Origin of the sequence: Streptomyces sp. NPDC048481 (assembly GCF_043200075.1) — a bacterium.
Lineage (GTDB): Bacteria > Actinomycetota > Actinomycetes > Streptomycetales > Streptomycetaceae > Streptomyces.
In genome coordinates, this window is record NZ_JBICXC010000002.1 from 766,649 (window position 1) to 783,545 (window position 16,897).

The 16,897-nt window shown below is 66.4% G+C and carries 29 protein-coding genes and 1 pseudogene; 1 reads left to right on the forward strand and 29 read right to left on the reverse strand.

All coding sequences use genetic code 11. The features are described 5' to 3' along the window. Positions 1–133: 133 nt before the first annotated feature. The 29 genes from ACGFSH_RS09545 to rpsJ all read right to left on the reverse strand — a co-directional run bounded on the left by ACGFSH_RS09545 (position 134) and on the right by rpsJ (position 15,940). Complete coding sequence (locus tag ACGFSH_RS09545; RefSeq protein WP_069171149.1) at positions 134–1,156, reverse strand: DNA-directed RNA polymerase subunit alpha; 1,023 nt, start codon at positions 1,154–1,156, stop codon at positions 134–136. A 149-nt stretch (positions 1,157–1,305) separates the two neighbouring features. Continuing rightward, the gene (gene rpsK / locus ACGFSH_RS09550) at positions 1,306–1,710 is read right to left on the reverse strand and encodes a 30S ribosomal protein S11 (protein WP_010354218.1); all 405 of its coding nucleotides are present in this window, start codon (positions 1,708–1,710) and stop codon (positions 1,306–1,308) included. 70 nt (positions 1,711–1,780) lie between these two features. Further along, complete coding sequence (gene rpsM / locus ACGFSH_RS09555) at positions 1,781–2,161, reverse strand: 30S ribosomal protein S13 (protein ID WP_020132619.1); 381 nt, start codon at positions 2,159–2,161, stop codon at positions 1,781–1,783. Between the two features lie 216 nt (positions 2,162–2,377). Next, positions 2,378–2,491 (reverse strand): 50S ribosomal protein L36, encoded by a 114-nt coding sequence (rpmJ, locus tag ACGFSH_RS09560; protein WP_004984509.1) that lies wholly within the window; start codon positions 2,489–2,491, stop codon positions 2,378–2,380. A gap of 75 nt (positions 2,492–2,566) precedes the next feature. Continuing rightward, positions 2,567–2,788 carry a translation initiation factor IF-1 gene (gene infA, locus ACGFSH_RS09565; RefSeq protein WP_003948620.1) on the reverse strand — a complete coding sequence of 74 codons (222 nt, stop codon included), beginning with the start codon at positions 2,786–2,788 and terminating at the stop codon, positions 2,567–2,569. A 201-nt stretch (positions 2,789–2,989) separates the two neighbouring features. After that, entirely contained in the window at positions 2,990–3,826 is an 837-nt protein-coding gene (gene map, locus ACGFSH_RS09570; protein ID WP_393346986.1) for a type I methionyl aminopeptidase, read from the reverse strand. A 100-nt stretch (positions 3,827–3,926) separates the two neighbouring features. Further along, on the reverse strand, positions 3,927–4,589 hold the full coding sequence (locus ACGFSH_RS09575; RefSeq protein WP_393346606.1) for an adenylate kinase: 663 nt from the start codon (positions 4,587–4,589) through the stop codon (positions 3,927–3,929). Beyond that, on the reverse strand, positions 4,589–5,902 hold the full coding sequence (secY, locus tag ACGFSH_RS09580) for a preprotein translocase subunit SecY (RefSeq protein ID WP_389769762.1): 1,314 nt from the start codon (positions 5,900–5,902) through the stop codon (positions 4,589–4,591). Before secY ends, ACGFSH_RS09575 begins: the two co-directional genes overlap by 1 nt. A gap of 259 nt (positions 5,903–6,161) precedes the next feature. Further along, positions 6,162–6,617 (reverse strand): 50S ribosomal protein L15, encoded by a 456-nt coding sequence (gene rplO, locus ACGFSH_RS09585; protein WP_069770396.1) that lies wholly within the window; start codon positions 6,615–6,617, stop codon positions 6,162–6,164. Between the two features lie 2 nt (positions 6,618–6,619). Beyond that, positions 6,620–6,802 carry a 50S ribosomal protein L30 gene (gene rpmD, locus ACGFSH_RS09590; RefSeq protein ID WP_060901490.1) on the reverse strand — a complete coding sequence of 61 codons (183 nt, stop codon included), beginning with the start codon at positions 6,800–6,802 and terminating at the stop codon, positions 6,620–6,622. Then, the gene (gene rpsE, locus ACGFSH_RS09595) at positions 6,802–7,410 is read right to left on the reverse strand and encodes a 30S ribosomal protein S5 (protein WP_013001409.1); all 609 of its coding nucleotides are present in this window, start codon (positions 7,408–7,410) and stop codon (positions 6,802–6,804) included. The genes rpmD and rpsE overlap by 1 nt, the downstream gene beginning before the upstream one ends. A gap of 41 nt (positions 7,411–7,451) precedes the next feature. Then, positions 7,452–7,835, reverse strand: a complete 384-nt coding sequence (gene rplR / locus ACGFSH_RS09600) for a 50S ribosomal protein L18 (protein ID WP_057584673.1) — start codon at positions 7,833–7,835, stop codon at positions 7,452–7,454. Between the two features lie 3 nt (positions 7,836–7,838). Continuing rightward, positions 7,839–8,378, reverse strand: coding sequence for a 50S ribosomal protein L6 (gene rplF, locus ACGFSH_RS09605; protein WP_099969705.1), 540 nt, complete (start codon positions 8,376–8,378; stop codon positions 7,839–7,841). 24 nt (positions 8,379–8,402) lie between these two features. Next, on the reverse strand, positions 8,403–8,801 hold the full coding sequence (gene rpsH / locus ACGFSH_RS09610) for a 30S ribosomal protein S8 (protein ID WP_013001411.1): 399 nt from the start codon (positions 8,799–8,801) through the stop codon (positions 8,403–8,405). Positions 8,802–9,010: 209 nt separating this feature from the next. Then, positions 9,011–9,196 carry a type Z 30S ribosomal protein S14 gene (locus ACGFSH_RS09615; protein WP_030890724.1) on the reverse strand — a complete coding sequence of 62 codons (186 nt, stop codon included), beginning with the start codon at positions 9,194–9,196 and terminating at the stop codon, positions 9,011–9,013. A gap of 5 nt (positions 9,197–9,201) precedes the next feature. Next, positions 9,202–9,759: a 50S ribosomal protein L5 gene (gene rplE, locus ACGFSH_RS09620; protein ID WP_030788262.1), complete on the reverse strand. Its 558-nt coding sequence runs from the start codon at positions 9,757–9,759 to the stop codon at positions 9,202–9,204. After that, positions 9,759–10,082, reverse strand: coding sequence for a 50S ribosomal protein L24 (gene rplX, locus ACGFSH_RS09625; protein ID WP_030039760.1), 324 nt, complete (start codon positions 10,080–10,082; stop codon positions 9,759–9,761). Before rplX ends, rplE begins: the two co-directional genes overlap by 1 nt. A gap of 2 nt (positions 10,083–10,084) precedes the next feature. Further along, on the reverse strand, positions 10,085–10,453 hold the full coding sequence (gene rplN / locus ACGFSH_RS09630) for a 50S ribosomal protein L14 (protein WP_003998823.1): 369 nt from the start codon (positions 10,451–10,453) through the stop codon (positions 10,085–10,087). A 97-nt stretch (positions 10,454–10,550) separates the two neighbouring features. After that, on the reverse strand, positions 10,551–10,841 hold the full coding sequence (rpsQ, locus tag ACGFSH_RS09635) for a 30S ribosomal protein S17 (protein WP_069770397.1): 291 nt from the start codon (positions 10,839–10,841) through the stop codon (positions 10,551–10,553). Beyond that, positions 10,841–11,065 (reverse strand): 50S ribosomal protein L29, encoded by a 225-nt coding sequence (gene rpmC / locus ACGFSH_RS09640; protein WP_003998824.1) that lies wholly within the window; start codon positions 11,063–11,065, stop codon positions 10,841–10,843. Before rpmC ends, rpsQ begins: the two co-directional genes overlap by 1 nt. Next, a complete protein-coding gene (rplP, locus tag ACGFSH_RS09645) occupies positions 11,065–11,484 on the reverse strand; it encodes a 50S ribosomal protein L16 (RefSeq protein WP_006140905.1) in 420 nt (139 codons plus the stop codon). Before rplP ends, rpmC begins: the two co-directional genes overlap by 1 nt. Before the next feature lie 5 nt (positions 11,485–11,489). Next, positions 11,490–12,323, reverse strand: a complete 834-nt coding sequence (gene rpsC, locus ACGFSH_RS09650; RefSeq protein WP_351351642.1) for a 30S ribosomal protein S3 — start codon at positions 12,321–12,323, stop codon at positions 11,490–11,492. Beyond that, positions 12,323–12,670: a 50S ribosomal protein L22 gene (gene rplV, locus ACGFSH_RS09655; protein WP_023547379.1), complete on the reverse strand. Its 348-nt coding sequence runs from the start codon at positions 12,668–12,670 to the stop codon at positions 12,323–12,325. Before rplV ends, rpsC begins: the two co-directional genes overlap by 1 nt. A gap of 41 nt (positions 12,671–12,711) precedes the next feature. Next, positions 12,712–12,993, reverse strand: a complete 282-nt coding sequence (gene rpsS / locus ACGFSH_RS09660) for a 30S ribosomal protein S19 (RefSeq protein ID WP_018528354.1) — start codon at positions 12,991–12,993, stop codon at positions 12,712–12,714. 12 nt (positions 12,994–13,005) lie between these two features. Beyond that, positions 13,006–13,842 (reverse strand): 50S ribosomal protein L2, encoded by an 837-nt coding sequence (gene rplB, locus ACGFSH_RS09665; RefSeq protein WP_007494772.1) that lies wholly within the window; start codon positions 13,840–13,842, stop codon positions 13,006–13,008. A 40-nt stretch (positions 13,843–13,882) separates the two neighbouring features. Then, entirely contained in the window at positions 13,883–14,302 is a 420-nt protein-coding gene (gene rplW / locus ACGFSH_RS09670; protein WP_057584678.1) for a 50S ribosomal protein L23, read from the reverse strand. Then, complete coding sequence (gene rplD, locus ACGFSH_RS09675; protein ID WP_069770401.1) at positions 14,302–14,961, reverse strand: 50S ribosomal protein L4; 660 nt, start codon at positions 14,959–14,961, stop codon at positions 14,302–14,304. Before rplD ends, rplW begins: the two co-directional genes overlap by 1 nt. Positions 14,962–14,969: 8 nt before the next feature. Continuing rightward, positions 14,970–15,614 (reverse strand): 50S ribosomal protein L3, encoded by a 645-nt coding sequence (gene rplC / locus ACGFSH_RS09680; protein WP_069770402.1) that lies wholly within the window; start codon positions 15,612–15,614, stop codon positions 14,970–14,972. A 17-nt stretch (positions 15,615–15,631) separates the two neighbouring features. Then, a complete protein-coding gene (gene rpsJ / locus ACGFSH_RS09685) occupies positions 15,632–15,940 on the reverse strand; it encodes a 30S ribosomal protein S10 (RefSeq protein WP_003948644.1) in 309 nt (102 codons plus the stop codon). A gap of 517 nt (positions 15,941–16,457) precedes the next feature. Between rpsJ and ACGFSH_RS09690 the strand changes: the two are divergent. Further along, positions 16,458–16,883 (forward strand): annotated as a pseudogene (locus ACGFSH_RS09690) (RNA polymerase sigma factor); the annotation flags it as partial. Positions 16,884–16,897 lie beyond the last annotated feature (14 nt).

Genomic DNA, 16,897 nt, shown 5'->3' on the forward strand with positions numbered 1-16,897 from the left:
GCGGGCGGATGCCCGTCGAAGATCCGGGCGCCTTTCGGCGCCCGGAGGATCCACGCCCCCGAAGGGGCGCGGGGAACTGCGCGACCAGCCGAAGCGGACCCGCAGTCACAGAACCGGCCTCCTCACGGAGTGCTCAGTACTGCTCGGTCTCGACGAACCCGGCGTCCGCGTCGTCGTCCGCGCCGAAGGCGTCCGCGGCGGCGGTCGGGTCGAATCCGGGCGGGCTGTCCTTGAGGGCCAGGCCCATGCCGGCCAGCTTCGCCTTGACCTCGTCGATCGACTTCGCACCGAAGTTGCGGATGTCGAGCAGGTCGGCCTCGGAACGCGCCACGAGCTCACCCACGGAGTGGATGCCCTCGCGCTTGAGGCAGTTGTACGACCGAACGGTGAGCTCCAGCTCCTCGATCGGCAGGGCCAGATCGGCGGCCAGGGCGGCGTCCGTCGGGGACGGACCCATGTCGATGCCCTCGGCGTCGATGTTCAGCTCGCGGGCGAGACCGAACAGCTCGACCAGCGTCTTGCCCGCGGAGGCCATGGCGTCACGGGGACGCATCGCCTGCTTGGTCTCGACGTCGACGATCAGCTTGTCGAAGTCGGTGCGCTGCTCGACACGCGTGGCCTCGACCTTGTACGTGACCTTCAGAACCGGCGAGTAGATGGAGTCGACCGGGATACGGCCGATCTCCTGGCCCAGCTGCTTGTTCTGAACGGCGGAGACGTAACCGCGACCGCGCTCGACGGTCAGCTCCATCTCCAGCTTGCCCTTGCCGTTGAGCGTGGCGAGGACGAGGTCGGGGTTGTGCACCTCGACACCGGCCGGGGGCGCGATGTCGGCGGCGGTGACCAGACCCGGGCCCTGCTTGCGCAGGTACATCACGACCGGCTCGTCGTGCTCCGAGGAGACGACCAGCTGCTTGATGTTGAGGATGAGGTCGGTGACGTCCTCCTTGACGCCCGGCACGGTGGTGAACTCGTGCAGGACGCCGTCGATGCGGATGCTGGTGACAGCAGCGCCGGGGATCGACGACAGGAGGGTGCGGCGGAGGGAGTTGCCGAGGGTGTAGCCGAAGCCCGGCTCCAGCGGCTCGATGACGAACCGGGAGCGGAACTCGTCGACGACCTCTTCGGTCAACGAGGGACGCTGAGCGATCAGCATGTGGAGATTCCTTCAGTCAGGGGCACCCACTATTTGATGCCCTGATGCACCAGGCGGAGCCTGATGGTGGTACCTGCAAGGGTACGGGCGATACGGCCCCGAAGGCCCGTACCGCCCGAAATCCTCAGTCCAAGCAGCCGTGCGTCGGATCAGACGCGGCGGCGCTTGGGCGGACGGCAGCCGTTGTGCGGGGTCGGCGTGACGTCCTGGATCGAGCCGACCTCGAGGCCGGTGGCCTGCAGGGAACGGATGGCGGTCTCACGACCGGCGCCCGGGCCCTTGACGAAGACGTCGACCTTGCGCATGCCGTGCTCCTGCGCGCGACGGGCAGCCGACTCGGCGGCCATCTGCGCGGCGAACGGCGTGGACTTGCGCGAGCCCTTGAAACCGACGTGGCCGGCGGAGGCCCACGAGATCACGTTTCCGGCCGGGTCCGTGATGGACACGATCGTGTTGTTGAACGTGCTCTTGATGTGCGCCTGACCGTGCGCGACGTTCTTCTTTTCCTTGCGGCGCACCTTCTTGGCAGCGCCCTGACGACCCTTGGGGGGCATCTACAAACTCCTACGGGGAGGTGGTCGGTCCTACAGCGAAGACCGCTGATGAAGCGTTGTCCGCTGAGGACTACTTCTTGCCCGGCTTCTTCTTGCCGGCGATGGCGCGACGCGGGCCCTTGCGGGTACGGGCGTTCGTGCTGGTGCGCTGACCGCGGACCGGCAGACCACGACGGTGACGGAGACCCTGGTAGCAGCCGATCTCCACCTTGCGGCGGATGTCGGCCTGGATCTCGCGACGAAGGTCACCCTCGGTCTTGATGTTGGCGTCCACGTACTCGCGGATCGCGACGAGCTGCTCCTCGGAGAGGTCGCGAACGCGGGTGTTGGGGTCGACGCCGGTCGCGGCCAGCGTCTCCTGGGAAAGGGTCCGGCCGATGCCGAACACGTAGGTGAGGGCGACCTCCACACGCTTTTCGCGCGGGATGTCGACACCGGAAACGCGTGCCATTCAATGGCTCCAGTTGATCCTCGGAGGTCTTCCGCAGCACCGACCCCCAGCCGCCGTCCTCTTCTGACGCGCAGAAGATTTGGTACGGACTGGGTCCCCGGCCTCCGAACCGGGGGTGTCGGACGGGATGCCCGTCCGGGTCCTGCGTATGAACAATTCAGCTCGCGTCGCGCGAAGTCTCTGCGATGTCGGTGCAGAGGGTGTGACCTTGTGCGATCAGCCCTGGCGCTGCTTGTGGCGCGGGTTCTCGCAAATGATCATGACCCGGCCGTGACGGCGGATCACCCTGCACTTGTCGCAGATCTTCTTGACGCTCGGCTTGACCTTCATTGGGTGAGGTTCTCCGGGTCAGTTGCCAACAGCCCCGTGCGCCCGGTGAGGGGCGCACGAAGGTACGGGCAAGATCTACTTGTACCGGTAGACGATCCGGCCACGCGTCAGGTCGTACGGAGACAGCTCCACCACGACCCGGTCGTCAGGGAGGATACGGATGTAGTGCATACGCATCTTGCCGCTGATGTGTGCCAGGACCTGGTGGCCGTTCTGGAGCTCGACCTTGAACATGGCGTTCGGCAGAGACTCGACGACAGTGCCCTCGATCTCGATGGCACCTTGCTTCTTGGCCACGCTTCGCCCTTCGAATCGACTACCTTGATCGGCTCCCCCGCCTTTTCCCTTACGGGCGCATGCGGACATGCGGGTGCACGAGAGCCGACGAGTCAGTCTACGTCAGCCCTGACCGAAACACGAATCGAGAAGTCTGCCCCACGGGGGAGATCCTTAACCGAGCCCCGCCGAGGGCCGCGTTCCCGCCCGCCAGGACGGGACCTAGGCCAGCGGGTCCGGCGCCGCCTCGATGCCGTGCTCGGCCAGCTTCGCCCTGCCGCCGTCGGGAGACGTCAGCACCAGCGGCCCCTCCTCGGTCAGCGCCACCGAGTGCTCCCAGTGCGACGACCAGGTCCCGTCGGTCGTGATGACCGTCCAGTCGTCCTCCAGGACCTCGGTCCGCGGAGTGCCGAGCGAGACCATCGGCTCGATGGCGAGGCAGAAGCCGGGGACCAGCTTGGGACCCTTGCCCCGACGGCGGTCGACGTAGTTCAGCAGGTGCGGGTCCATGTGCATCTCGGTGCCGATGCCGTGACCGCCGTAGTCCTCGATGATCCCGTAGCGGCCGCCGCCCGGCTTCGGCTGACGGCGGATGTACGTCTCGATGGCCCGCGAGACGTCCACCAGCCGGTTGCCGAGCTTCATGGCCGCGATGCCGGCCCACATCGACTCCTCCGTGACCCGGGAGAGCTCGATCAGTTCCGGGGCGTGACCGGAGCCGACGAAGGCGGTGTACGCCGCGTCGCCGTGCCAGCCGTCCACGATCGCGCCGCAGTCGATCGAGATGATGTCGCCGTCCTTCAGGACGACCTCACCGGAGGGGATGCCGTGGACCACCACGTCGTTCACCGAGGTGCAGATCGTCGCGGGGAAGCCGCCGTACCCCAGGAAGTTCGACTTCGCGCCGTGCTCCGCGAGGACCTTGCGCGCGACGAGGTCCAGGTCCATCGTCGTCGCGCCCGGCACGGCCGCTTCCCGTGTGGCCGCGTGGATGGCGGCGACGACCAGCCCCGCCGCACGCATCCTGGCGATCTGCTCGGGGCTCTTGATCTGCACCATGGGGGGCCTGCGCTCTCCGTCACTCAGGTCGGTCACGTACGTACACAACAGTACGGCCGTGGCGTCCCGGAGGACTCCACGGCCGTATCCGGGGCGACGACTACTGGTCGTCGCCCTCGCGCTTCAGCGCCGCCAGCGCACGGCTGGTGACCTCGTCCACCGGGCCCATGGCCTCGATGGTCACGACCAGGCCCTGCGCCTTGTAGTAGTCGATGATCGGCTCGGTCTGCGTGTGGTAGACCTCGAGCCGCGTGCGGACGGTTTCCTCGGAGTCGTCGTCCCGCTGGTACAGCTCGCCGCCGCAGACGTCGCAGACGCCGTCCTTGACCGGCTTCTTGTACGAGACGTGGAAGACGTGCGCGGAGTCGTTGCGGCAGATGCGCCGGCCGGCGATCCGCTTGACGACCTCCTCCTCCGGGGCCTCCAGGTCCAGTACCGCGTCCAGCTTGATGCCCTCGGTGGTGAGGAGCTCGTCGAGCGCCTCGGCCTGCGAGACGTTGCGCGGGAAGCCGTCCAGCAGGAAGCCTCGCTCGGCGTCCGGCTGCTCCATGCGGTCCTTGGCCATGGCGATGGTGACCTCGTCGGGGACGAGGTTGCCGGCGTCCATGTAGGACTTCGCGAGCTTCCCGAGTTCCGTCTGCCGGCTGATGTTGGCGCGGAACAGGTCGCCCGTGGAGATGTGCGGAACGCGGAGCTTCTCGGCCAGTTTCGTGGCCTGCGTTCCCTTTCCGGCGCCCGGCGGCCCGACGAGGACGATACGCATCAGCGGAGGAACCCTTCGTAATTGCGCTGCTGGAGCTGGCTCTCGATCTGCTTCACCGTTTCGAGACCGACACCCACGATGATCAGGATGCTGGTGCCACCGAACGGGAAGTTCTGGCTTGCCCCGAAGCCAACCAACGCCATCGTCGGTACAAGAGCGATAAGACCCAGATACAGCGAACCCGGCCAGGTGATCCGGTTGAGCACGTACGACAGGTACTCAGCGGTCGGTCGGCCAGCCCGGATGCCCGGGATGAAGCCACCATACTTCTTCATGTTGTCGGCGACTTCCTCGGGGTTGAAGGAGATCGCCACGTAGAAGAACGCGAAGAAAACGATCAGCAGGAAGTACATGCTGATGTAGATCGGGTGGTCGCCCTTGGTCAGGTTGGTCTCGATCCAGGTCTTCCAGCCGGACTGTCCGCTGGAGAACTGGGCGACCAGGGCGGGGATGTAGAGCAGCGACGAGGCGAAGATGACCGGGATCACACCGGCCTGGTTCACCTTCAGCGGGATGTACGTCGAGGTGCCGCCGTAGGACCGGCGGCCGATCATGCGCTTCGCGTACTGCACGGGGATCCGGCGCTGGGCCTGCTCGACGAAGACCACCAGGCCGACCATGACGAGGCCCACCAGGATGACGGTGCCGAACTCGATCCAGCCGTCCGCCAGCGTGCCCTGCTTCTTGATGGCCCACAGCGCGGAGGGGAACGTCGCGGCGATCGAGATGAACATCAGGATCGACATGCCGTTGCCGATGCCGCGGTCGGTGATCAGCTCACCGAGCCACATGACCATGGCCGTGCCGGCGGTCATGCAGATGACCATGGTGATGGTCGTGAAGATCGCCTGGTCCGGGACGATGCTGGACGCGACCGAGCAACCGGAGAACAGGGCGCCGCTGCGGGCGGTGGCCACCAGGCCGGTGCCCTGCAGGATGGCGAGCGCCACGGTCAGGTAACGGGTGTACTGCGTGATCTTCGCGGTACCGGCCTGACCCTCCTTCTTCAGGGCCTCCAGGCGCGGGATGACCACGGTGAGCAGCTGAAGGATGATGCTCGCCGTGATGTACGGCATGATGCCCAGCGCGAAGATGGTGATCTGCAGCAGCGCACCGCCGCTGAACATGTTCACCAGACCGAAGAGGCCCTGGTTGCCGGACGCCTCGTCCACACACCGCTGAACGGACGTGTAGTCGACACCGGGGATCGGGATGTGCGTCCCGACCCGGTAGATCACGATGATCCCGAGCGTGAAGAGGAGCTTCTTGCGCAGGTCGGGCGTCCTGAACGCCCGGGCGAACGCGGTGAGCACGGTGCCTCCTGCGACCCCCGCGCATCTGCGTCAAGGGTGACGGTCTTGAGGGGCCAATAAAAACAACGACTTACGACAACGACATGAGTAACGGTCGACTGCCGCTCAAGGTGCCCCCTTGGGAGAACCTTGTGAAAAGTGGGCAGTGCTGGTCACCATACCCGCGACACACCTGCCCTAGGAACGACCAACCGGGGATACCCCATTTGTGGGGTATCCCCGGTCGGGATCGCTCAAGTCATCGAGACACCTGAGATGTTCAGATGAGCTCGGTGACGGTACCGCCGGCGGCGGTGATCTTCTCCTTGGCGGAGCCGGAGACGGCGTCGACCGTCACCTGCAGCGCCACGGAGATCTCGCCCTGGCCGAGGACCTTGACGAGGCTGTTCTTGCGAACGGCGCCCTTGGCGACGAGCCCCTCGACGGTGACCTCGCCACCCTCCGGGTACAGCGCGCCCAGCTTGTCGAGGTTCACGACCTGGAACTCGGTCTTGAACGGGTTCCGGAAGCCCTTGAGCTTCGGGAGACGCATGTGGAGGGGCATCTGCCCACCCTCGAAGCGCTCCGGAACCTGGTAACGGGCCTTCGTGCCCTTGGTACCACGACCGGCCGTCTTACCCTTCGACGCCTCACCACGGCCCACACGGGTCTTCGCGGTCTTGGCGCCCGGGGCGGGACGGAGGTTGTGGATCTTGAGCGGGTTGTTCTCCGCCATGATCAGTCGACCTCCTCGACCGTCACGAGGTGGCGGACGGTGTGCACCATTCCGCGGAACTCGGGGCGGTCCTCCTTGACGACCACGTCGTTCAGGCGCTTGAGCCCGAGCGAACGCAGGGTGTCACGGTGGTTCTGCTTGCTGCCGATGTACGACTTCGTCTGCGTGATCCTGAGCTGTGCCATTACGCAGCACCAGCCCCGGCACGCGCACGAAGCAGAGCCGCGGGAGCGACGTCCTCGAGGGGCAGACCGCGGCGGGCCGCGATCTCCTCGGGACGCTGCAGGCCCTTCAGGGCCTCCACGGTCGCGTGCACGATGTTGATCGCGTTCGACGAGCCGAGCGACTTCGACAGGATGTCGTGAACGCCGGCGCACTCGAGCACCGCACGCACCGGGCCACCGGCGATGACGCCGGTACCGGGGGAAGCAGGCTTGAGCAGGACGACGCCCGCGGCCTTCTCGCCCGTGATCGGGTGCGGGATGGTGCCCTGGATACGGGGGACCTTGAAGAAGTGCTTCTTGGCCTCCTCAACACCCTTGGCGATGGCGGCCGGCACCTCCTTGGCCTTGCCGTAACCGACACCCACGGTGCCGTCACCGTCGCCCACCACGACCAGCGCGGTGAAGCTGAAGCGACGACCACCCTTCACAACCTTGGCGACACGGTTGATCGCGACGACGCGCTCAACGTACGCGGTCTTCTCGGCGGCAGCAGCGCCGCCGTCACGGCCCTTCCGGTCCCGCCGCTCGCCGCCACCGGCACCGCCACCGCGGCGCTGGGGTCCAGCCATTGGAATTACCTCTCTCTGTTTCCGCTAGCTACGGAACCGACTCAGAACTTGAGTCCGGCCTCGCGGGCGGCGTCCGCCAGGGCGGCGATGCGCCCGGCGTACTGGTTACCACCACGGTCGAACACGACAGCCTCGACACCGGCGGCCTTGGCGCGCTCGGCGACCAGGGCGCCGACCTGCTTGGCCTGCGAGGACTTGTCGGCCTCACCGCCGCGGATCGTGGTGTCCAGGGTCGACGCCGACGCCAGGGTGTGACCCTTGATGTCGTCGATGACCTGAGCCACGATGTGGCGGTTGGAGCGCGTCACGACCAGGCGCGGACGCTCCGCCGTACCCGAGATGTGCTTACGGATCCGGATGTGGCGACGCTTGATCGCGGCACGCTTGTAAGCGTCGCCCTTGAGGATCTTCTGTCCGTATGCCATGGCTTACTTACCCGCCTTTCCGACCTTGCGGCGGATGACTTCGCCCTCGTACTTGACACCCTTGGCCTTGTACGGGTCGGGCTTGCGCAGCTTGCGGATGTTGGCCGCAACCTCGCCGACCTTCTGCTTGTCGATGCCCTCGACCTGGAAGCGGGTCGGGGTCTCCACCTTGAAGGTGATTCCCTCGGGCGCCTCGACGGTGATCGGGTGGCTGTAACCGAGCGCGAACTCGAGGTTCGAGCCCTTCGCGGTCACGCGGTAACCGACACCACTGATCTCGAGCTTCTTCACGTAACCCTGGGTCACGCCGGTGATCATGTTCGCCACCAGCGTGCGGGACAGGCCGTGCAGGGCCTTGCTCTGACGCTCGTCGTTGGGGCGGGTGACGTTCAGAACGCCGTCCTCACCCTTGGCGATCTCGATCGGCGCTACGACGGTGTGGGTCAGCGAGCCCTTGGGGCCCTTGACCGAAACCGTCTGGCCGTCGATGGTGACGTCCACGCCGGCGGGAACCGTGATGGGGAGCTTGCCAATGCGCGACATAGCTGTTTCCTCCGTTCCCTTCCGCTACCAGACGTAGGCGAGAACTTCTCCGCCTACGCCCTTCTTGCCGGCCTGCTTGTCGGTGAGGAGACCGTGCGACGTGGAGATGATCGCCACGCCGAGGCCACCGAGCACCTTGGGCAGGGAGGTGGACTTCGCGTAAACCCGGAGACCGGGCTTGGAGATCCGCTTGATGCCCGCGATGGAGCGCTCACGGTTCGGGCCGAACTTCAGCTCGAGAACGAGGTTCTTGCCGACCTCGGCGTCCTCGACCTTCCAGCCCGTGATGAAGCCCTCCTGCTGGAGGATCTCCGCGATGTGAGACTTGATCTTCGATGCCGGCATCGTCACGGAGTCGTGGTACGCCGAGTTCGCGTTCCGCAGACGCGTAAGCATGTCTGCGATCGGATCAGTCATGGTCATGAATTGGCCTGTGGCCTCTCTCGCCGGGGTTTCCTGGTGCGCCATCCCTCTCCCCGATCCGAGACGGGACGGGTGCGGCGCGGTGGACCTACGGCGTAGTAAGTCGTACGGGCGTCAGGCGCCCAACCCTCCCAGCCTACGGCATGGGAGGACGGGCACCTGACACGCCCATTGCTTACCGAGAGCCTCTGGAACCCTGATTAGGGGGTTTACCAGGAGCTCTTGGTCACGCCCGGCAGCTCGCCGCGGTGAGCCATCTCACGAAGGCACACACGGCACAGGCCGAACTTGCGGTACACGGAGTGCGGACGACCGCAGCGCTGGCAGCGGTTGTAAGCGCGCACAGCGAACTTGGGCTTGCGAGCAGCCTTTGCGATCAGAGCCTTCTTCGCCATCTCGCTCACGCCTCCTTGAAGGGGAAGCCGAGGTGACGAAGGAGCGCGCGGCCCTCAGCGTCGTTGGTCGCCGTGGTGACCACGGTGATGTCCATACCCCGGACACGGTCGATCTTGTCCTGGTCGATCTCGTGGAACATGACCTGCTCCGTGAGACCGAAGGTGTAGTTGCCACGGCCGTCGAACTGCTTGGGGGACAGACCGCGGAAGTCGCGGATGCGCGGGAGCGCGAGCGACAGGGTGCGGTCCAGGAACTCCCACATGCGGTCGCCACGGAGCGTGACGTGCGCGCCGATCGGCTGACCCTCGCGCAGCTTGAACTGCGCGATGGACTTGCGGGCCTTGGTGACGGCCGGCTTCTGACCGGTGATCGTGGTGAGGTCGCGGATGGCGCCCTCGATCAGCTTGGAGTCGCGGGCGGCGTCGCCCACACCCATGTTGACCACGATCTTGACGAGACCGGGGATCTGCATGACGTTCTCGTAGGAGAACTCCTCACGCAGCTTGCCCGCGATCTCCTCGCGGTACTTCGTCTTCAGACGCGGAGTGGTGGTGGTAGCCATCAGATGTCCTCACCCGTCCGCTTGGCAACGCGGATCTTGTTGCCCTCGTCGTCGAAGCGGTAACCGACGCGCGTGACGACCTTGTTGCCGTCCTTCTCCACGACCAGCTGAACGTTGGACACGTGGATCGGGGCCTCGGTGGTCACGATGCCGCCGGCCTGCGAGCCCTTGGCGGTCGGACCGGCCTTCGTGTGCTTCTTGACCCGGTTGACACCCTCGACCAGGACGCGGTCCTCACGGGGGAAGGCCGCGATGACCTTGCCCTGCTTGCCCTTGTCCTTACCGGTGATGACCTGGACCAGGTCGCCCTTCTTGATCTTCATGCTTACAGCACCTCCGGAGCCAGCGAGATGATCTTCATGAACTTCTTCTCGCGCAGCTCGCGCCCGACCGGGCCGAAGATGCGGGTGCCGCGAGGGTCGCCGTCGTTCTTCAGAATGACGGCGGCGTTCTCGTCGAAGCGGATGTACGAGCCGTCCGGACGGCGGCGCTCCTTGACGGTGCGAACGATGACCGCCTTGACGACGTCACCCTTCTTCACGTTGCCACCGGGGATCGCGTCCTTGACGGTGGCGACGATGACGTCACCGATGCCCGCGTAGCGGCGACCGGAGCCACCGAGCACACGGATGCAAAGGATTTCCTTCGCACCAGTGTTGTCGGCGACACGCAGTCGCGACTCCTGCTGGATCACGTCTATCTCCTGTTTGTCTGCCGGTTCCCCGGGAGCCGCTCAGCGAGCGGCTCCCGGAGCCTGGCGGAACTGTCCTGCGAGTTTGCCCGCAGGAGGATTACTTGGCCTTCTCGAGGATCTCGACGACGCGCCAGCGCTTCGTCGCGGACAGCGGCCGGGTCTCCGCGAGGAGGACACGGTCGCCGACACCCGCGGCGTTCTGCTCGTCGTGAGCCTTGAGCTTGTTCGTACGGCGGATGACCTTGCCGTACAGCGCGTGCTTCACACGGTCCTCGACGGCGACGACGACGGTCTTGTCCATCTTGTCGCTGACGACCAGACCCTCACGGGTCTTACGGAAGCCGCGGGCCTCGGTCGTGGTGTTCTCGGTCACGTTGCTCTCGCTCATCAGGCGCTCTCCACCGTCTCGATGCCCAGCTCGCGCTCACGCATCAGGGTGTAGATCCGCGCGATGTCCTTACGGACGGCCTTGAGCCGACCGTGGTTCTCGAGCTGACCCGTCGCCGCCTGGAAGCGGAGGTTGAACAGCTCTTCCTTGGCTTCGCGGAGCTTCGCCAGAAGCTCCTCGTCACCCAGTTCGCGCAGCTCGGACGCCTTGGTACCGGCCGACATCACGCTTCACCTGCCTCGCGCTTGACGATCCGGCACTTCATCGGCAGCTTGTGAGCGGCGCGAGTCAGGGCCTCACGGGCGATCTTCTCGTTGGGGTAGGACAGCTCGAACATGACCCGGCCCGGGTGCACGTTCGCGATCCACCACTCGGGAGAACCCTTACCGGAACCCATGCGGGTCTCGGCAGGCTTCTTCGTGAGCGGGCGGTCCGGGTAGATGTTGATCCAGACCTTGCCGCCACGCTTGATGTGGCGGGTCATCGCGATACGGGCCGCCTCGATCTGGCGGTTGGTCACGTATGCCGGCGTGAGGGCCTGAATGCCGTACTCGCCGAACGAGACCGTCGTACCGCCCTTGGCCTGACCACGGCGCTTCGGGTGGTGCTGCTTGCGGTGCTTGACCCTACGGGGGATCAGCATGTCGGTCAGGCCTCCGTTCCGGTGCTCTCAGCCGGAGCGGCAGCCGCCGGAGCCTCGGCCTTGGGGGCCTCGGCGGCGGGAGCCTGCTGCGGCTTACGACCGCGACCGCCACGCTCGCCACCGCGGCCACCACGGCCGGCCGGGCGGTCGGCGCCGCCACGGGCCGGGCGGTTGCCCGCGCGGGCAGCAGCGTTCTCGGCGCGGACCTCGGCGATGTTCTTGACGTCGCCCTTGTAGATCCAGACCTTCACGCCGATGCGGCCGAAGGTCGTCTTGGCCTCGAAGAAGCCGTAGTCCACGTTCGCGCGGAGCGTGTGCAGGGGCACACGGCCCTCGCGGTAGAACTCCGAGCGGGACATCTCGGCGCCACCGAGGCGGCCACCGCACTGGATCTTGATGCCCTTGGCGCCCGCCTTCATCGCCGACTGCATGCTCTTACGCATGGCGCGACGGAAGGAGACGCGGGAGGAGAGCTGCTCGGCGACGGCCTGGGCCACCAGCTGAGCGTCGACCTCGGGGTTCTTGACCTCGAGGATGTTCAGCTGGACCTGCTTCTTGGTCAGCTTCTCCAGGTCGCCGCGGATACGGTCGGCCTCGGCGCCGCGGCGGCCGATGACGATGCCCGGACGCGCGGTGTGGATGTCGACGCGGACACGGTCACGGGTGCGCTCGATCTCCACCTTCGAGATGCCGGCGCGCTCCATGCCGGACGTCATCATCCGACGGATGGCGACGTCTTCCTTGACGTATTCCTTGTACGACTTGTCGGCGTACCAGCGGGACTTGAAGTCCGTGGTGATGCCGAGCCGGAACCCATGCGGGTTAACCTTCTGGCCCATTACCGGGTCCCTTCCTTGCTGCTGACGACCACGGTGATGTGGCTGGTCCGCTTGCGGATCCGGTAGGCGCGGCCCTGGGCGCGCGGACGGAACCGCTTCAGGGTCGGGCCCTCGTCGACATAGGCCTCGGAGACGAAGAGGCTGTCGGCGTCAGTGTGGTCGTAGTTGTGCGCGGCGTTGGCGATGGCGCTGTCAAGCACCTTGCCGACCGGCACGCTCGCGGCCTGCGGGGCGAAACGCAGGACCGCCTGAGCCTCCGTGGCGTCCATGCCACGGATAAGGTCCACCACCCGGCGGGCCTTCATGGGCGTGACGCGGATGTACCGCGCCTGGGCCCTGGCTTCCATGGTTGTCCTTCCAGTGTCTGTCATGGTCATTCCACCCCGCGTTAGCGGCGCTTCGACTTCCGGTCGTCCTTGACGTGACCCCGGAAGGTGCGCGTCGGCGAGAACTCGCCGAGCTTGTGGCCGACCATCGACTCGGTGACAAACACCGGAATGTGGGTCTTGCCGTTGTGCACCGCGATCGTGTGGCCCAGCATGCTGGGAATGATCATCGAGCGACGGGACCAGGTCTTGATGACGTTCTTGGAACCGGCTTCGTTCTGGGCGTCCACCTTCTTTACGAGGTGTCCGTCGACGAAGGGCCCCTTCTTGAGACTGCGCGGCATCTAAACCCGCTCCTAGCGCTTCTTGTTCGTCTTGCGGCGGCGGACGATGTACTTGTTCGAAGCCTTCTTCGGCGAACGAGTACGACCTTCCTTCTGACCCCAGGGGCTGACCGGGTGGCGACCACCGGAGGTCTTGCCCTCACCACCACCGTGGGGGTGGTCAACCGGGTTCATCGCCACACCGCGAACGGTCGGGCGGACGCCCAGCCAGCGCTTGCGGCCGGCCTTGCCCCAGTTGATGTTGCTCTGCTCGGCGTTGCCGACCTCGCCGACCGTGGCGCGGCAGCGCTGGTCGACCAGGCGGATCTCACCGGACGGCATGCGGAGGTGGGCCATCGAGCCCTCCTTCGCGAGCAGCTGCACGGAGGCACCGGCGGAGCGGGCGAACTTGGCGCCGCCACCGGGACGGAGCTCGATCGCGTGGATCGTGGTACCGACCGGGATGTTGCGGAGCGCCAGGTTGTTGCCCGGCTTGATGTCGGCCCCGGGACCGTTCTCGACGCGGTCGCCCTGCTGCAGGTTGCGCGGGGCGAGGATGTAGCGCTTCTCGCCGTCCGCGTAGTGCAGCAGCGCGATGCGCGCGGTGCGGTTGGGGTCGTACTCGATGTGCGCGACCTTCGCCGGCACGCCGTCCTTGTCGTGACGACGGAAGTCGATCACTCGGTAGGCGCGCTTGTGTCCGCCACCCTGGTGGCGAACGGTCACACGACCGGCGTTGTTACGGCCGCCCTTGCTGTGCAGCGGGCGGACCAGCGACTTCTCCGGCGTGGACCGCGTGACCTCGACGAAGTCGGCGACGCTGGAGCCACGACGGCCCGGCGTAGTCGGCTTGTACTTGCGGATTCCCATTATTCAGTCCTCGTCCGATATCGGACGATCCGGACCGCCCTCAGGCGGTCGGACCGCCGAAGATGTCGATACGGTCGCCCTCAGCAAGGGTCACGATCGCTCGCTTCGTGCCGGCGCGCTGACCGAAACCGGTCTTGGTGCGCTTGCGCTTGCCGATGCGGTTGATCGTGTTGACCCCGGTGACCTTGACCGAGAAGACCGCCTGGACGGCCTGCTTGATCTGGGTCTTGTTGGCGTTCGGGTCGACGATGAACGTGTACTTGTTCTCGTCGAGGAGCGCGTAGCTCTTCTCCGACACGACCGGCTTCAGCAGGACGTCACGGGGGTCCGTGTACGCCTTGCTGGGCGCGGTGACGACGGTGTTCTTGCCCTCGGCCTCGTGGCGCTTCGCCTTGGCGACGCGCGCGGCCTTGGCGGCCTTGGCCGCCTTGGAGGCGATGCTCGGGTGACGCGTAGCCATCAGGCGTCACTCCCTTCGGTGTCGTTGGCCTTGTTCGGGCCGGACACGAAGGACTCAAGAGCGGCCTGGGTGAAGACCACGTCGTCCGAGACGATCACGTCGTACGTGTTCAGCTGGCCCGGCTCCAGGATGTGCACCTGGGGCAGGTTGCGGGCGGACAGCCACGCGGCCTCGTCGGCGCGGTCGACGACCAGGAGCAGGTTCTTGCGCTCCGAGATCTTGCCGAACAACGAGCGAGCGGCCTTCGTGGAGGGGGTCTCGCCCTCGATCACGCCGGAGACGACGTGAATGCGGTTGTGGCGGGCCCGGTCGGTGAGGGCGTGGCGCAGAGCGGCAGCCTTCATCTTCTTCGGGGTCCGCTGCGAGTAGTCACGCGGCTGCGGGCCGTGGACGACGCCACCGCCGGCGAACTGCGGCGCGCGGGTCGAGCCCTGGCGCGCGCGGCCGGTGCCCTTCTGGCGGTAAGGCTTCTTACCGCCACCGCGAACCTCGCCGCGGGTCTTGGTCTTGTGCGTGCCCTGACGGGCAGCCGCGTTCTGCGCGACGACGACCTGGTGGATCAGCGGGATGCTGATCTTCTCCACGCCGAAGATCTCCGCGGGGAGCTCGACGCTACCGGTCTTCTCGCCTGCAGGCGAAAGGATGTCAACAGTGCTCATCGGTTACCTCAGGCCCCCTTGGCCGCGGTGCGGACCAGGACGAGGCCGCCGTTCGGACCGGGGACAGCGCCCTTGATGAGCAGCAGACCCTTCTCCGCGTCAACGGCGTGGACGGTCAGGTTCTGGGTGGTGACACGCTCGTTGCCCATGCGACCCGCCATGCGGAGGCCCTTGAACACGCGGCCCGGGGTGGCGCAGCCACCGATGGAACCGGGCGAGCGGTGCTTGCGCTGGGTGCCGTGACCGGCGCCGAGGCCCTTGAAGTTGTGACGCTTCATGACACCGGCGAAGCCCTTGCCCTTGCTCTTGCCGGTCACGTCGACCTTCACGCCGGCCTCGAAGACCTCGGCGGTGATTTCCTGACCGAGCGTGTACTCGGCGGCATCGGCCGTCCGGATCTCGACGAGGTGGCGACGGGGCGTGACGTCGGCCTTGGCGAAGTGGCCCTTGAGGGGCTTGTTCACCTTGCGCGGGTCGATCTCGCCGAAGGCGATCTGGACCGACTCGTAGCCGTCACTGTCGTTCGTACGGACCTGGGTCACGACGTTGGGGCCGGCCTTGACGACGGTGACCGGAACAACACGGTTGTTCTCGTCCCACACCTGCGTCATGCCGAGCTTCTCGCCCAGGATGCCCTTGATCTGCTTAGCCATTCTCAGATCACCAGCCCTCAGAGCTTGATCTCGATGTCGACACCGGCCGGAAGGTCGAGTCGCATCAGAGAGTCAACGGTCTTGGGGGTCGGGTCGAGGATGTCGATCAGGCGCTTGTGCGTGCGCATCTCGAAGTGCTCGCGCGAGTCCTTGTACTTGTGCGGCGACTTGATGACGCAGTACACGTTCTTCTCAGTGGGCAGCGGCACCGGGCCCGCGACCGACGCACCAGTACGCGTCACCGTCTCGACGATCTTCTTCGCCGAGCTGTCGATGACCTCGTGGTCGTAGGCCTTGAGCCGGATGCGGATCTTCTGTCCCGCCATGGCTACTCAGTAGTCCTGTCTCTTCTAACGCTCTGGAACCAGATGGTCCGTTCACTTCGATCCTCCGACCCACGCGGTCGGGTGTGTCGCGCTGTCACCGACACAGATGCCCCTTGTTCGAACATCCCTGCTGGGAAAGCACGGCCCTTCCGGAACCGCAAGCCGAGGACGAAAGGTCCACCGGGTGCCTGGTCGGCGCCGCACTGACACTTCCCGAAAGATTCCCGTACGTCCGCCCCAGCGCTGCCAAGAGGCAGTTGGGGCGACGAGTACTGTGGGACTCGCTTCCGGTCCTCCCGGCGGGAGGCGCGCAGCATCAACACTCGACCGAGCAACCCCAACAGTCTGCCATATGGGGCAGGCACCTGGCCAATCGAGCCGGAGACAATACCCCGGACGTGACGCAGGTCAAACGCGGGGCCGGTCGTGGCGCGCCTGTCCGGAGCCGGGCATGAGGTCGATCGCCGTCAACCCGTTCGAAGTCTTCGGGTGACAGCGGGTGCGACCGACCGACTGGTTCCCACGCACGGGGGCGTACGACGTCTCACGCGCCGACGCCCGGCCCTGGCTGTACGGCATCGCCGCCGACCTCATCGGCAAGCAGCGCCGCGCCGAGGTGCGGGCGCGCAGGGCCCTGGCCCGCACCGGCCACGCCCCCGTCGCCGACTCCTGGACCGACCGCAGCGACAGCCGGATCGCCGCCCAGGCCGCCCAGGGCCACCGGGCCGACGCGCCGGCCGGTCTCTCGCGCGGCGACCGGGACGTCCTGCTGTTGGTCGCCTGGGCGGACCTCGGCCACCAGGAGGTCACCGAGGCGCTGTCCATCCCGGTGGGAACGGTGCGCTCCCGGTGCAACCGCGCCCGCAGGAAGGTCCGCCTATCACTCGGTGACGTGGATCCCACGTTCGTACGCGACGCCCCGGAGGTGATCAGCCATGGCTGAACAGGCGATGGACG